This window comes from Corallococcus sp. AB038B (genome assembly GCF_003668955.1).
GTDB lineage: Bacteria > Myxococcota > Myxococcia > Myxococcales > Myxococcaceae > Corallococcus > Corallococcus exiguus.
This window is the reverse complement of sequence record NZ_RAWO01000007.1, coordinates 108,142-123,347: the sequence shown is the minus strand read 5'-3', so window position 1 is coordinate 123,347 and position 15,206 is coordinate 108,142. Positions and strand designations below refer to the sequence as shown.

Annotated in this window: 9 protein-coding genes; 6 read left to right on the top strand and 3 right to left on the bottom strand. The window is 70.2% G+C overall.

Going from position 1 to position 15,206, the window contains the following annotated elements; genetic code table 11:
* Window positions 1–55: 55 nt before the first annotated feature.
* The gene (locus D7Y04_RS25890) at window positions 56–1,633 is read left to right on the top strand and encodes a response regulator (RefSeq protein ID WP_120595829.1); all 1,578 of its coding nucleotides are present in this window, start codon (window positions 56–58) and stop codon (window positions 1,631–1,633) included.
* A 16-nt stretch (window positions 1,634–1,649) separates the two neighbouring features.
* Here the strand turns inward: D7Y04_RS25890 and D7Y04_RS25885 are convergent, their stop codons facing one another.
* Window positions 1,650–2,816, bottom strand: a complete 1,167-nt coding sequence (locus D7Y04_RS25885) for an acyltransferase (protein ID WP_120595810.1) — start codon at window positions 2,814–2,816, stop codon at window positions 1,650–1,652.
* A 1,157-nt stretch (window positions 2,817–3,973) separates the two neighbouring features.
* Between D7Y04_RS25885 and D7Y04_RS25875 the strand changes: the two genes are divergently transcribed.
* Window positions 3,974–5,359: a GntR family transcriptional regulator gene (locus D7Y04_RS25875; RefSeq protein WP_199749728.1), complete on the top strand. Its 1,386-nt coding sequence runs from the start codon at window positions 3,974–3,976 to the stop codon at window positions 5,357–5,359.
* On the opposite strand, the gene D7Y04_RS25870 is transcribed toward D7Y04_RS25875, so the two are convergent.
* Window positions 5,268–5,798 (bottom strand): hypothetical protein, encoded by a 531-nt coding sequence (locus D7Y04_RS25870; RefSeq protein WP_147454549.1) that lies wholly within the window; start codon window positions 5,796–5,798, stop codon window positions 5,268–5,270. The two genes, D7Y04_RS25875 and D7Y04_RS25870, sit on opposite strands and share 92 nt — an antisense overlap.
* Before the next feature lie 108 nt (window positions 5,799–5,906).
* On the opposite strand from D7Y04_RS25870, the gene D7Y04_RS25865 reads away from it, so the two are divergent.
* The 3 genes from D7Y04_RS25865 to D7Y04_RS25855 all read left to right on the top strand — a co-directional run bounded on the left by D7Y04_RS25865 (window position 5,907) and on the right by D7Y04_RS25855 (window position 11,243).
* Window positions 5,907–6,827, top strand: coding sequence for an ABC transporter ATP-binding protein (locus D7Y04_RS25865; RefSeq protein WP_121761001.1), 921 nt, complete (start codon window positions 5,907–5,909; stop codon window positions 6,825–6,827).
* Window positions 6,824–10,405, top strand: a complete 3,582-nt coding sequence (locus D7Y04_RS25860) for a M1 family aminopeptidase (RefSeq protein ID WP_121761000.1) — start codon at window positions 6,824–6,826, stop codon at window positions 10,403–10,405. The genes D7Y04_RS25865 and D7Y04_RS25860 overlap by 4 nt, the downstream gene beginning before the upstream one ends.
* A gap of 157 nt (window positions 10,406–10,562) precedes the next feature.
* Entirely contained in the window at window positions 10,563–11,243 is a 681-nt protein-coding gene (locus D7Y04_RS25855) for a hypothetical protein (protein ID WP_158627589.1), read from the top strand.
* A 2-nt stretch (window positions 11,244–11,245) separates the two neighbouring features.
* Here D7Y04_RS25855 and D7Y04_RS25850 read toward each other — a convergent pair whose 3' ends face one another.
* On the bottom strand, window positions 11,246–12,733 hold the full coding sequence (locus D7Y04_RS25850; protein ID WP_121760998.1) for a DUF4397 domain-containing protein: 1,488 nt from the start codon (window positions 12,731–12,733) through the stop codon (window positions 11,246–11,248).
* Between the two features lie 360 nt (window positions 12,734–13,093).
* On the opposite strand from D7Y04_RS25850, the gene D7Y04_RS25845 reads away from it, so the two are divergent.
* Window positions 13,094–15,127, top strand: a complete 2,034-nt coding sequence (locus tag D7Y04_RS25845; RefSeq protein WP_121760997.1) for an alpha/beta fold hydrolase — start codon at window positions 13,094–13,096, stop codon at window positions 15,125–15,127.
* Window positions 15,128–15,206: the final 79 nt, after the last annotated feature.

Sequence of the window (15,206 nt, the reverse complement as noted above, 5' to 3'; positions counted from 1 at the left end):
TGCGCTCCTGGCGCGCGGTAGAAGTCGGGTCGGCTCCTCCCTGGGAATGTCGCCCGTGCTCGCTACCGCCAACGCCACCGTCCTCCACGTCAACGACACGCCCGCGAGCCTCTATCTGGGGACCTTCTCGCTGCGCCAGGCGGGCTACCGCATGCTGGAGGCGGTCACCGGAGAGGAAGCCCTGCAGGTCGCCTTCGATTCACGCCCTGACGTCATCGTGCTCGACGTGAAGCTTCCCGACATGAGCGGCTATGACGTGTGCCGGCGCCTGAAGGAGGACCCTCGCACCCGCGAGGTCGCCATCATCCACACCTCCGCCACCTTCATCACCGCGGAGAAGAAGGTCGCGGGCCTGCGCGCCGGCGCGGACGTCTACCTCACCCAGCCGTTCGACCCCGAAGAGCTCATCGCCACCGTCAACAGCGTCCTGCGCCTGCGGCGCGTGGAGCGCGAGGCCCTGGCGAACGCCGCCCGCCTGGAGGAGGCCGACCGCAAGAAGGACGAATTCCTCGCCATGCTCGCCCACGAGCTGCGCAACCCGCTGGCCGCCATCTCCGTCGCGGTGCAGATGCTCGGACAGAAGGACTCGAACGGTCTGTCCGAAGCCGACGCGCGTCGCCGTGACATCATCGAGCGGCAGGTGAGTCACCTGCGCCACCTCGTGGACGACCTGCTCGACGTCAGCCGCATCACGCGCGGCAAGTACGCCCTGCGTCGCGGCCGGCTGGACCTCAACACCGTGTTGCAGCACTCGCTCGCCGCCGCGCGGCCCGTGATGGAGGAGCGCGGACTCGTCCTGCGGGAGGCCCGCCCCACCGAGCCCTGCTGGGTGGACGGCGATCGGACGCGCCTGGAGCAGGTCTTCACCAACCTGCTCGACAACGCCGCCAAGTACTCACCCGAGGGTGGCATCGTCACGGTGGGCGCCCACGTGTCCGAGGACTCCCGCGTGCGAGTCTCCGTGCAGGACACCGGCATCGGCCTGCGGCCGGAGGACCAGGAGCACATCTTCGATCTCTTCGCGCAGCTGGACGCGGGTCTCGCGCGCAGCCGGGGCGGACTGGGCATTGGCCTGACGCTGGTGCGCCACCTCGTGACCGAACACGGTGGCCACGTGGAGGTCTTCAGCGAGGGGCCGGGCCAGGGCAGCACCTTCACCATCACCCTGCCGCTGCTCACGGACGCCGCGAGGCCCGAAGCCACCGTGGAGCGCATCGAGTCCCGCCGGCGCGAGTGGCGCATCCTCCTGGTCGACGACAACCCCGACGCGCGCGAGGGCCTGAGCGAGATGCTCCAGCTGTGGGGCCACACCGTCGCGGTCGCCGCGGACGGTCCGGAGGCGCTCGCCATGGCGACTCCTGGCACCTACGACGTCATCATCCTGGACATCGGCCTGCCGGGCCTGGACGGCTATCAGGTGGCGCAGGAGCTGAGCGGGCGCGTGGCGTCGGACGCGCACCTCATCGCGCTCACGGGCTATGGGACGCCGGAGGACCGGGCCCGCAGCGAGGAGTCAGGCTTCGACCTGCACCTGGTCAAGCCCGTGGAGTTGGTGGAGATTGGCCGGGTGCTCGCGCAGCTGGGGCCCGTGAAGCGCGGCACACGCCGCCGGTCCCAGATGAAGAGCGCATAGGTCCTCACGCCCGGGGCTAGAGGCCCGCTGCGGACTGCTCCGTGCCTCGCCGAGCCCACCGGTCGCGGATCCATGCCCGGGCGGGTTTCTCCACGCGCTCATGCACGAGCAGGCTGAGGCCCATCGAGCCCACGACGAACGCCACCACCGCCCAGGCGGCCGTGGGCGACTCACCCAGCCGCTTGAGCACTGCCTTCCAGGCGAACAGCACCGGCATGTGCAAGAGGAAGAGTGCATAGCTCGCCTCACCCAGCATGCGCAGCGGACGTGAAGCCAGCACCCGAGCCACGGCGCCCTGGCTCCACGACAGCAGGATGAACAACGCCGCGAACACCGGCGCGAGCAGCCCGTTATGCAGCAGCGGGAAGGGCAGCACGGTGCTCCCCGCGAGCGCCGCGATGACTCCCGCGCACACCGCCGCCAGCGCCACCGGATGCGAGCGCCGCGCCGCGCCGGAGCGCAGCACGAAGAAGCGCGCCGCGAGGATGCCCAGGATGAACTCCGGCAGCCGCGCCAGCGGGTTGAAGCGCAGCGCCAGCATCCACGGGCCGGAATTGTATGCGGACGCCGTGCCTCCGGTGTGGTCCGGATCCACCGTCATGTAGAGCGCCGGGAACACCATCGAGGCGCCGTACGCCACCGCCGCGCCCACCGCGAGCGCCCTTGGTCCCAGCAGGCCCAGCCTCCCGGCCAGGAAGGGGAACGCCGCGTAGAAGAACGCCTCCACCGCCAGCGACCAGCCCGAGCCGTTCCACGCCATCGCCGTCCAAGGCGTCCAGCTCTGGAGCAGCAGCGGCGTGACCACCAGCGCCTCCGCGTGCTGCAGCCCCCTCGATGGCTCCACCGCCCACGTGTCACGCAGCCCCTTGAGGTACGCGGGAGCGTCGAGCGCCAGGCCCAATGCATAGACGGGATAGATGCGCGCGAAGCGGGCCACCCAGAACGCCTTGCGCGCCTTGTGCGTGTCTGGCGGCCGCTCCAGATAGTTGTAGCCAAGGATGAAGCCCGACAGGACGAAGAAGAGCCCGAGGCTCACGTACCCGCTGCCGAGCAGCCCGTGCAGTCCCAGCGGCGCCTCCGTGCCGGAGAAGACCAGGTGATACACGTGGTAGGCGACGACGTGCGCGGTCGCAAGGAACCGCAGCCCGGTGAGTGCATGCAGTTGCTGCAGGGAAGAAACCATGAGGGCCGCGAGTCTCGCAGCCCCGAGAGCGCTCCTCAATCAGCCCGGGTGCAATGGCCCTGCCCGGCGGCTGAGTAGACTCACTGCGCGAGTCAGGTCACCCGAAGTGTTGCAACCACACCCACGGCCGGAAGTCCTTCGCGAGAACGTGCACCGGATGCGCTCCTCGATGGACCGCGACGGCAGGCATTGAGGCGCCGAAAAAGAGGGCCACCAGGCAGGTCCGCCCGCCGGGCGCGCAGCGCAGAAACCTGTCCGACAGTCGGACAGGCTCAAACCACACGAAGCCGAGGTCACGCGCCTGGTGGAGCTCAGCAACAGTTCCTGACGTCATGCGTGCGCGGGCGAAGAAAGAAGATTCACGGACAGGGCCCCCTGCCGGGCACGCAGCTCAGAAACCTGTCCGACAGTCGGACAAGTTCGCGCCACATGAAGCCGAAGAAGCATGCCCAGCGGAACTCCGCCGTGGGCCAAGACGTCGTGCGTGGACGGCAAGGCGAGTCCACGGAGAGGGCCCCTGCCGGGCACGCAGCTCAGAAGCCTGTCCGACAGTCGGACAAGTTCGCACCACATGAAGCCGAAGACGCATGCCCGGCGGAACTCCGCCGTGGGCCGAGACGTCGTGCGTGGACGGCAAGGCGAGTCCACGGAGAGGGCCCCTGCCGGGCACTCATTCTCAAAACCTGTCCGACCGTCGGACAGGCTCTCGCCAAACGAAGTCGGGGAAGCGGGCCTGACGAAGTCCTGCGGTGATCTGCGACATCGTGCGTGTGCGGAGAGAGAAGGCGGATCCACGGTCGGGGCCGTCCGCCGAGCGCACAGGCCAGAAACCCGTCCGACTGTCGGACAATCTCGCGCCACACGAAGTCGAGGAAGCGCACCTGACGGAGTCCCGCGGTGAGCCGCGACGCCGTGCGCGCGCGGACGGCAAGAGGGGCAATGGGTGGGGGCCGCCCGCCGGGCGCAAAGGCCAGAAACCTGTCCGACAGTCGGACAGGTTTTCGCCGCATGCAGCCCGCGAACGTGTCCGACAGTCGGACAGGTTTTTCTCCGACCGGGCCCGGAGGGTGACCCCCTGGCAGGCAATGAGAAGGGTGGGCCCGCACGTCCATGTCAGACCCCTGTGGTTGGATGGTGATGCTGGGACGAGGAGGGGGATGGGGATGGAACGGCGAGGACTCGTGGCCTATGTGGAGGCGCAAATCGAGCGCGATATCGCGCTGGGGCGGCTGCACCCGAGCGGGCAATTTGGCTCCGAAGCGAAGCTGGCGCGCCGCTATGAGGTGTGCCGGGGCACCATCCGCGAGGCGCTGCGGCGGCTGGCGGCGAGAGGCCTGGTGGTGCAGCGCCCCGGACGCAAGACGCGCGCGGTGCCGCTGGATGAGTCACTGACGCTGGAGAACCTGGGGCTGGCGCTGCATGACGCGAGCAACCCGGATGCCCGGTGGCTGCTGGAGGGCTACTTCAGCCTCAAGCGTCAGGTGCTGGTGGAACTTCTGGCCGACTGCTGCGCGAGGGCCTCGGACCTCGACCTGGACCGGCTGGGGAGCACGTGCTTCCAGCTCCAGGACGCGGCGCGCTGGGAGTCGGGGGAAGTCTGCGCGTGGGCGGAATTCGAGTTGCTGCGGCATGCGGCACGGGTGGCGGCGCGTCCGGGGCACATGCTCCTCGTTCAGTCCTTGCAGCGGGCCTTCCTGGGAGGAGCCGCCCAACTGCTGCCGCTCATGGGCGGAGAGGCGCTGCGCGAGTGGGCCTTCCGCGTGATGGCAATCGTGCACGAGCGCGACGTGCAGGCACTTCAGCATGAGCTGCCAGCACTGCTGAAGGCGCGCGATGAGCGTGTGCTGAATGCCTTCGCTCCCGTCCCCATGAAGCCTGCGTCCCCCGAGGCCCCAGGCTCCCAGTCGGATGTTCACGGCACCCCTGTGTCAGCCATCGCGCGGGACGATGCGCTGGAGGCGCGGCCTTGCGCCCAGGAGTGCCGTCCCGGCGATTCCACACAATGCAGCGTGCAGGAGAAGGCGCTGGAGGCACGGCCCTTGGGCGAGGAGCGCGACCTTGGCGGCGTTGCGTCAGCCGCTGGGGATATCCAGGTGCTCGGGATTGCTCCCTGCTTCCCTGTGGAGCCCGACAGCGGAGGGTCGTTGTCTCCAGATGCCGCCGGGCTCGCCTTGATCGCGTCTCGGGGGGAATGCATCGAGATGGACCTGTTGGGAGCGGCCTTGGGCAACCTGTCCGACTGTCGAACAAGTTGGGACGATTCGTCTCCGAATGGCGGCCTTCAATCCGAACCATCACCCACTCGCGCCCATGGACAAACGGGCGTGGTGGAGCGCGAGGCGGGTGGCGTGGTTCACGGCCGCCTGAGACGGTGGGTGGCTCGTCTCTGGCTGTCGATTGCGCATTCCCTGGGACGACCCGCCTCGGGTTCCCGCGTTTCAGGCGACCTGCTCAGAGCAGCTCAATGCCGGGAGCCGCCGACGAGCCCTTCACCGTCGCCTCGTCCGGACGCAGCTTCGCGCGCACACGCGGGTCCAGCTTGAGGATGACCGCCTCCACCGCCTGCGCCTGGGTGTAGTCGTCGGCCGGCGTGAGCAGGAAGAGGCCGACGGCCGCGTCGCCCCCCGCCGCCTGCGCCACCTTCCTCACGTGCGCGATGAGGTCCTGCTTGGAGTCCACCCGCCCCCGGCTGAAGGCCAGCTTGCCCAGCAACTGGTGCGAATACCCGTCCTTCACCTGGAGCATGTGGGAGGTCATCTCGATGCCCTCCGGCAACGTCTCCTGCAGGAAGATGACCGCCGCCGCATCCTTCACCGCCGCCGCCTGGGCCAGCACCTCTCGGTCGCGCTCGGGCAGGTACTCGCCGTAGCCCCGGTACTCGTTCTGCTCCAGGGCCTTGCCGTGGAGGTAGGTGGGACCCGAGCAGCCCAGGATGGCGAAGGCGCCCACCACGAGGGAAAGACAGACAGGCCGAAGGTTCATGCCCTGGCTGTCTAACACACCGCGCGAGTGCACTCGTGGACGCGCGGTGTGCCCTTTCGTGCGCGAAGCTGGAAATGGAGACCCCGGCTTCGGCGTAGAACGGGCCACATGCTCAGCCTGCGCAACCTGGTGAAGGTGTATCCGGGCCCGGTGACGGCCCTTCGTGGCGTGGACCTGGACGTTCCCAAGGGGATGTTCGGCCTGCTCGGGCCCAACGGCGCGGGTAAATCCACGCTGATGAAAATCCTCTCCGGCCTGCTGGAGCCGACCTCCGGCGAGGTGACGCTCGACGGCCTGGACCTCGTGCGCCACCCGGAGGCGCTGCGCCCGCACCTGGGCTACCTGCCGCAGGAGTTCGGCTTCTACCCGTACCTCTCCGGGCAGGACATGCTGCGCTACCTGCTGGAGCTCAAGGGCGTCACCGCGCCGCAAGGGTTGAAGGCCCTGTGCGCCCAGTTGCTGGAGCGCGTGAACCTCACCTTCGCGGCGAAGCGCAAGGTGAAGGAGTACTCCGGCGGCATGCGGCAGCGGCTGGGCATCGCGCAGGCCCTGGCCGGCGACCCGAAGCTCCTCATCGTGGACGAGCCCACCGCGGGCCTGGACCCCGAGGAACGCCAGCGCTTCTACCGGCTGCTCGCGGAGGTGGCCCATGAGCGCACGGTGCTCCTGTCCACGCACATCGTGGAGGACGTGGCCATGCTCTGTCCTCGCTTCGCCGTCATCCGCCACGGCCGCGTGATGGCCATCACCAGTCCCACCGAGGCGAAGGCCGCCCTCCACGACTCCCTCTTCGAAGGCACCGTCCCCCCGGCCGACATGGCCGCCTTCCAGCAGGCCCACCGCGTCACCCAGGCCGTGCTCTTTGAAGGCAAGAACCGCGTGCGCATCCACGCCGCTCCGGGTGCGCCCGTGCCCCCCGGCTTCGAGCGCACGCCGCCCACGCTCGAAGACGCCTACCTCCTCCTGATGAAGGACGCGCCCGAGCCCAAGGCCCCGGCGCCCGTCTCCGCCCCGGCGGTGGGCGCGTGAACGCGGCCCGGCTCTGGCGCGTGGCGCGCACCGAGTGGCGTCACCAGACACGGCGCCCCTTGTTCTGGGTGCTGCTCGTGCTGCTGGTGCTGGTGGTGTGGGGCGTGTCCTCCGGCAACGTCACCATCGACGCGGGCAGCACGGAGGTGGGGGGCAAGAAGGCATGGATTACCAGCGCCTTCGCCGTCGCGCAGACGGTGCTGCTGCTCACCTTCATGCTGTTCACCTTCTTCGTGTCCGTGGGCGCGGGCATGTCCGTCCTCTCCGACGACGAGGCCCGCGTGCAGCCCATCCTGCACACCACGCCGCTGACGCCCTCGGAGTACGTGTGGGGCAAGTTCGCGGGCGTGCTGGGCGCGTATGTGCTGGCGCTCGGGTGGATGATGGGGCTGCTCGTCTTCTTCCACCACGTCGTGCCGGCGGGCGCGGACGCGGAGTTCCGCGGGCCCTTCGCATGGGGGAACTATGTGGGCGGCGCGGTGTGGTTCGGCCTGCCGCTCATCGTCTTCATGGCGGGCGCGGCCTTCGCCACGGGCGAGCGCACGCGCCGCGCGGTGCCGGTGTACTTCCTGCCGGTGGGGCTGTTCTTCCTCTGCGCGTTCTTCCTCTGGGATTGGTCCCCCGGCTGGTTGGACCCGCGCGTGAACCGGCTCCTGATGGCGCTGGACCCCGGCGGCTTCCGGTGGCTCACGGAGACGTGGATCAAGGTGGACCGGGGCGTGGACTTCTACAACACGCAGCCCGTGGGCCTGGACGCCCTCTTCGTCACCAGTCGCTTCGTGCTCATGGCCCTGGGCCTGGGCGCGGTGGCCTGGAGCGAACGTCACTTCCGCCGCGCGCTCCGGGGCGAGGTGCGCACGAAGACCCCTCGCAAGGGCGTGGTCATTGACGCGCCTCCAACTCAGGTGGCGTTGTCGCACGCGGAAGCACCGCTGTCCGCGCTGCGGATGGGCGTGAGGCCGCCGGGCTTCTGGACGGGGCTGTGGACGGTGACGCGCGCGGAAGGACGGGGCCTGCTGTCGCAGCCGGGGCTCTACCTGTTCCTGCCGCTCCTGATGTTGCAGATGGTGTCCCAGGGCGCCACGGCGGTGGGCCCCTTCGACACGAGCCTGCTGCTGGTGCCCGGCCGCTTCGCGGTGCGCACCATGGGGCAGGCGTCGGTGCTCGTGTGTCTGTTGTTGATGTTCTACGTGGTGGAGTCGCTGGAGCGCGAGCAGGCCTCCCACTTCGCGCCCATCCACGACACGACACCCGTGCGCACGCTGTCGGTGCTGCTGGGCAAGGCGTTGGCGAACAGTCTGGTGGCGGTGGCGCTGCTTACGGCCATGGGGCTCGCGGGCTCGCTGGTGCAGGTGTCCCAGGGTACGGTGCCGCTGTCGCTGACGCCGTATGTCCTCGTGTGGGGCCTGTTGCTGTTCCCCACCTTCCTCCTGTGGACGGGCTTCATCCTGGCCTCGCGCGCGATGACGGGAGGCCGCTTCGGCACCTATGCGCTGGCCCTGTCCGCGCTGGGCCTCACCGGCTACGTCGCCGTGCGAGGCGACCTCACCTGGGTGACGAACTGGCCCCTGTGGGACGCCGTGCGGTGGACCGACCTGGGCGCCTTCCAGGTGGACCGCGCCGCGCTGGTGCTCAACCGCGTGGCCGCGCTGGGCGGAGCGGTCTTCTTCACCGCGCTGGCGGTGCGCCTGGACGGCCGGCGCGTCCGCGACTCGGTGACGACACTGGAGGGCCTGAAGCCCGCGGGCCTCGCGCTCGGGCTGTGGCGACTGGCACCGTTCCTGGTGGTGCCGGTGGTGGCGCTGGTGTGGCTGGGCATCCTCGTGGGTCAGGGCCACCAGGGCGCGGCGGCGAAGAAGCGCGCCAAGGAGTACTGGCAGAAGAACCTGGCGACGTGGAAGGACGCGCCTCAGCCCATGCTGGCGGACGTGGACCTGGACGTGGACCTGGAGCCGGAGGCGAGCGCCTTCCGCATGAAGGGCACGTACTCGCTGATGAACCGGCACGCAGTGGCGCTGCCGCGCTTCGCCTTGAGCGGCGGTGACGGCTGGACGGACGTGCGCTGGACGCTGGACGGCCAGGACGTGACGCCGGAGGACCGCGCCGGGTTGTATGTCTTCACCCCGCCCACGCCGCTGCCCCCCGGCGCGAAGGTGACAGTGGGCTTCCAGTACGCGGGCCACGTGCCCGCCGGCGTGTCCCGCGCGGGCGGCGCGTTCAAGGAGTTCATCCTCCCGTCAGGCGCGGTGCTCACCAGCGAGACGCCCACGTTCGCGCCGGTGGTCGGCTACGAGGAGGAGCGCGGCATCGACCCGAAGGAGAACCGCTACGAGCCACGCGTGTACCCGGACGACTTCTACGAAGGGCCCACGGAGTCCTCGTGGGGCAGCAACATGCCGTTCCCCTTCCGGATCCGCGTGAGTGGCCCGGAGGCCTACACGCTCAACTCCGTGGGCGTGCGCGAGAGCGACACGGTGAAGGACGGCCGGCGCACCACCGTGTGGCGGAGCGACCATCCGGTGAGCTTCTTCAACGTCATCGCGGGAAAGTGGACCCGCGTGGACGGCGCGGGCACGGTGGTGTTCCACGACCCTTCGCACGGCTACAACGTGCCGGAGATGATGCGTGGGCTGGAGGCCGCTCGCCGGTACTACTCGGAATGGTTCCACCCGTTCCCGTGGGCGGAGCTGAAGCTGTCCGAGTTCGCCGGCCTGGACAACTACGCGCAGGGATTCCCCACGGACATCACGTTCTCGGAGTCCATCGGGTTCCTCACGCGGACGACGCCGGAGTCGAACGCGGTGCTGCTCGTCACCGCGCACGAGGCCGCGCACCAGTGGTGGGGCAACCTGCTCATCCCCGGCAAGGGGCCCGGCGGCAACGTGCTGTCGGAGGGCATGTCGCATTACTCGTCGCTGAAGCTCATCGAGCAGCTCGATGGGCAGGAGGCTCGGCGGCAGACCGCGAAGCGCATGGAGGAGCGCTACGGCAAGGACCGGCGCGTGGACGCGGAGCAGTCGCTGGTGAAGCTGGACGGCTCGCGCGACGGCGACACGGTGGTCCTCTACGAGAAGGGCGGCTGGACGTTCTGGATGCTGGAGGACCTGATGGGCCGCGACGCGATGCACGCGGGGCTCCAGGCCTTCCTGAAGCAATACATGAACAACGCCGACCATCCGGTGCTGCAGGACTTCATCGCGGTGATGCGCCCGTTCGCGCCGTCTCCCGAAGCCTTCGACCGATTCACCCGTCAGGCCTTCTTCGAAGTGGTGGTGCCCGAGTACCGCGTCAGCGACGCGCGCGTGACGAAGTCCGGCGGCCAGTGGGTGACCACGGCGACCGTGACGAACGTGGGCACGGGCCGCATGCCGGTGGAGGTGACGGTGACGAAGGCCGGTGAGTCCACTGCGCCCCCGGGTGCCGCGGAGGCCGTGACGCGCGTGGAGCCCGGGGCTGGCGAGGCGGTGCAGGTGACGCTGCGCTCGGAGTTCGCGCCGGAGCGGCTGGTGGTGGACCCCGACGTGCGCGTGCTCCAGCTGCGCCGCGAGCAGGCCCAGGCGCAGCTTTCACCGCCGTGACGCGATGACATGACACGGTGACACGCGTGTCCCCTCGCGCCGGGGACACGTTGTCACGATGTCAGACGTCACCGTCGTGCCGCTCCCCCTGCGAGCAGGCTGGCACATTGATTGCGATGGGCGTCCCCTGCATGGCGGACCTTGGGGGTCCTGCTCCATGACGGGGGTTCATCACATGGTCGCGATGAAGTGGAAGCTGGGTGTGTCGCTGGTGTTCGTGTCGGTGGCGGCGTTCGCGCAGGAGGGCGTCACCACGGGGTCGTTCCCGGTGGAGCGGCGCAACGTGGTGACGGTGTCCGTTCCCCTCAACAACCTGAATCAGCTGTCACTGGAGGGCGAGCGCGTGATGGGGGAGCGCTTCTCCGTGGGGTTGGGCGTGTCCGCCATCTTCAATCAGGTGCGCTCGCGGTTCGAGGAGCCCCAGCCCGGCGGCGTGGAGGGCTTCGACAGCGCGTCCTACCAGTTCGGCCTTGCGCCTTCGGTGCGCTTCTACCTGACGGGACGGGCGCCCCAGGGCCTGTGGGTGTCACCGCGCCTGGAGGCGAGCCTGGGGCGCAGCACGAACGAGACGGTGTTTCGCCCCGAGGAGGGCCAGCCATCGAGCGACAACCCCACGGACATCTGGTCCGTGGGTGGGTCGGCGGTCGTGGGCTACAGCGTGGTGCTGGAGCCCGGCTTCACGGTGCAGGGCGGCGTGGGGTTCGGGGCCCGCCGCGAGGCGCTTGCCTACGACTCGTGGCGCTCCAGTGAGAACGGCCTTCCGGAGCTGACGCGGGTCCACCAGTCGGCGTGGCTGTTCACCCAGCGCATCGTGCTCAACGTGGGCTGGGCCTTCTGACGTCAGGGCGCGTCGGCCTGCGTGCTCACGGTCCATGGCGTGCGGGTGGTGTCCACCCACAGGAGCTGGAGGTCCCAGCTTCCAGGCGCGGCGCCGGGCGTGTCGGTGGCGACGGCGAAGACGCGTGTGTCCGGCTGGGGCGTCACGGAGAAGCTCGTGCGCGGCGCACGGTTGGCGTCGTCGGACGGCACCACGCCCAGCGTGACGGTGCCACCGGAGGGCAACGGCAGGCCGTCCTGCGCGGTGGCGGAGGCGAAGGGCACGTCGAGGAAGGGCGCGTCCGGCAGCACGCGGCGCTCCGAGCCCAGCGGCCCCACGTCCACGGCGGGCGTGTCCGCGGCCGCGTGCACCCAGCGCAGGCGCAGGTTGGACGGGTCGCTCGCGAAGCGGTCCGTGAGGGGCAGCAGCGTGAACGGAGACGCCGCCGGCCGGGGCGGCTCGAGGTAGCCCGCGGCGACCATCAGGTAGCGCTCACCCGGGACGAGCGTGGGCGTCGTCGCCGTCGCCACCGGCGCGTTCGAGGGACGCTCCGTCCCGGACGCGGCGGCGAAGAAGTCCAGCGTGTACGCGCCCGGCGGCACCTGGAGCGGCGAGGACAGCGTGCCGTAGGAGAGGTCACCGGACAGCTCACGCTCGCCAGCGAAGAGGTCCAGCGCGGGCGCGTCCGGTGACGCGTGCAGCACGTACACCGTGGGGTTCTGTCGGAGGATGGCCAACGTGCCGTCGCGGCCCGCGGTGAGCAGCGAGAAGCCGTCGCCCGCGCGCGCGGAGGCGGACATGAGGCCGGTGGCGACGATGAGCGTGTCGGTGCCGGAGCCGGGCGCGGGCACGGTGAAGGACGTCAGTGCCTGGCCGCCCGTGCGGAGGCCCACCTGGAACGCGGCGCCCGAGGGCAGCACCTGGGCCTGCTCGCCGGAGTCGCGGAAGCGCGCGAGCGACGCCACCTCCACCGAGCCGTCATTGCCCAGGTCCACGTCCACCGTCGGCGCGTCCGTGCCAGCGTTGACGATGCGCACGCGCGTCTGGCCTCCGTCAGCGGGCACGGTGTTGTCGCGCAGGAGCAGCGTGCGCATCGCCACGCCAGAGTCCGAGGCGCCGAAGGCCCCCGCGGTCACCACCGTCCAGCGCGTCCCTGCCTCCATGCCCACGCGCTGGGACACGACGGGCGCGGTGCTTGCCGCCGAGCCCGCGGGCCGCAGCTCCACGGTGACAGCGCCCGCGTCGCGCGTGAGGTAGGGCGTGGTGGCGCCATAGGCCACGGCCCGGGCCACGGGCGTGGGGTCGCCCGCGAGGTAGACGTCCATCGCGGGCGAGCCCGGTGCTGCCTGCACGATGCGCAGCTGCGCCTCGGTGGGCGGAACGAGCACCGGCCCGTCCTGGGTGGGCGGCGCGTCGGAGTCCTCCGCCGAGCCGCCGCCGCACGCGGGCGCGAACACCCCCAGCGACGTGAGCGCGACGACGAGCAGTGTCTTCTCCCGCATCCAGGCCATGTCGAAGTCCCCCTTCCTCGGCGGGCCGCGGACGCGGCTCGGCACCGATGTCGACAGGGGTAAGGGTGGGCATCACCCCCACGCGGGCGAACCCCCACGCAAGGGCCACTGTCCGCCCGCGACGTTGTGCACCGGCGCACGTCGCAAGCCCCGGGCATCACAGGCGTGGAGGGCTTCGACGTGAGGCCGGGAGCGATCACCCTGCCCCGCGGTCACGCTCGTTCGGCCGCCGCGGCGCGGCATCCAACAGGGGGGCCGCCCGGGCCATCCAGTGTTCAACACGCATCATCGCGCGGAGATGAGGGAACGGCGCGCGTGGGTGCCGGGGAACGTGACGGCGCTGGTAGGGTCGGCGGCACCATGAACCTCGCGTCCCTTCCACTCATCGTGTCCCTGCTCGCGGCGCAGACGCCCGCGCCGGCCCCGTCGAAGGCGCCCCCCGCGCCGGCCGCCGCGAAGGCACCGTCCGCCGTCCCTGGCATCGCCCCGCTGCCCGGCCTGCCCAACCTGTGGGTGAGCGGCGTGCCGCCGGTGCCGCCCGCGCTCTCCCAGCGCGTGCAGCAGTACCTGGAGTCCCGTTCCGCGCAGTTGCTGGACGTGAGCGGGGATGGCCAGCAGGTGCTCATCTCCACGCGCTTCGCGGACGTCAATCAGCTGCACCTGGTGGAGATGCCGCTGGGCGCGCGCACGCAGCTCACCTTCACGAAGGAGCCCATCAACCGGGCGCGCTTCCTGCCGGGCAATCCGCAGGTTGTCTTCTACCTGCAGGACACGGGCGGCGGAGAATTCTACCAGGTGCTCAAGCTGGACCGGCGCACGGGCCGTTCGGAGCTGCTGACGGACGGCAAGAGCCGGCATGAAGAGCTGGTGGTGTCGAAGGACGGGCGCTGGCTCGCGTACGCGGGAACGGGGCGCAACGGCAAGGACACCGACGTGTACGTGGCGCCCACGGCGGACCCCAAGCAGGCGAAGCGGGTGACGGAGGTGGAGGGCAGCTGGGCGCCGCTGGAGTTCTCCCAGGACGGCTCGAAGCTGCTGGTGCGCCAGTTCCGCGCGGCGGACGACGCGGACCTGAGCGTGGTGGACGTGAAGACGAACGCGCGCACGCAGCTGACGCCCAAGGAGGGCAAGGGCAGCGTGGACGCCGCCGTCTTCACGCACGACGGGCAGGGCGTGTACGTGGCCACGGACCGCTACAGCGACTTCGCGGAGGTGTACCGGCTGCCGCTCACGGGTGCGCCCCAGGCCGCGCCGCCGTCGCTGACGAAGTCGGTGCGCTGGAACGTGCAGAACCTGGAGCTGTCCCCGGACGGACGCAAGCTGGCGGTGGCCATCAACGAGGAGGGCTTCGGCCGGCTGTACCTGCTGGACACGCGCACGCAGGCGCTGTCGCCAGTGGAGACGCCGCGCGGGGTGATTTCACAGGTCCGCTTCCCGGCGAAGCGGTCGGACCGGGTGGCGTTCTCGCTGACGTCGGCGCGCGTGCCGCTGGACATCTTCACGGTGGACCTGGGCACGAAGAAGACCACGCGCTGGACGCGCTCGGAGGTGGGCGGGTTGGATCCGGAGACGTTCGTGGAGCCGGAGCTGGTGCGCTACCCGTCCACGGACGGCGTGAAGGTGCCGGCGTTCCTGTACCTGCCGAAGAACGCGAAGGGGAAGGTGCCGGTGGTGGTGATGTTCCACGGCGGCCCGGAGGGACAGAGCCAGCCCATCTTCAGCGCGCAGACCCAGTTGATGGTGACGGAGCTGGGGATGGCGGTGCTGCTGCCCAACGTGCGCGGCTCGGAAGGGTACGGCAAGGCGTACCGCGCCATGGATGACGGCGTGAAGCGCGAGGCGAGCCTTGCGGACATCGGGGCCACGCTGGACTTCGTCGCCTCCCGGCCGGAGCTGGACGCGGCGCGGGTGGGCATCTACGGCGGCTCGTACGGCGGCTACATGACGCTGGCGGCGGCGGCGTTCTTCCCGGAGCGCATCAAGGCGGCGGTGGACGTGGTGGGCATCTCGTCGCTGCCGTCGTTCCTGCAGAACACGCAGGCGTACCGGCGGGACTTGCGGCGCGCGGAGTACGGCGACGAGCGGGACCCGGAGGTGCGCAAGGTGCAGGAGCGCATCTCGCCGCTGGGGTCGGTGGACAAGATTCGCGCGGCGCTCTTCGTGCAACAAGGGGCCAACGACCCGCGCGTGCCGCAGTCGGAGGCGGAGCAGATCGCCCAGGCGGTGCGCAAGAAGGGCGCGGACGTCTGGTACCTGCTGGCCACGGACGAGGGGCACGGGTTCCAGAAGAAGACCAACCGGGACATGGCCCAGACGACGGCGCTGATGTTCTTCGAAAAGCACCTGCTGGGCCCGGCGGCAGGGCAGGGGAGCGGGGCAGCGGGCGGAAAGTAGCCCCCACTTCGGAGCGACCCGGGCGCGGCCGATATGTCGCCGCCCCGGGGACGTTACACATTGTCCATGTCAGCGAGGA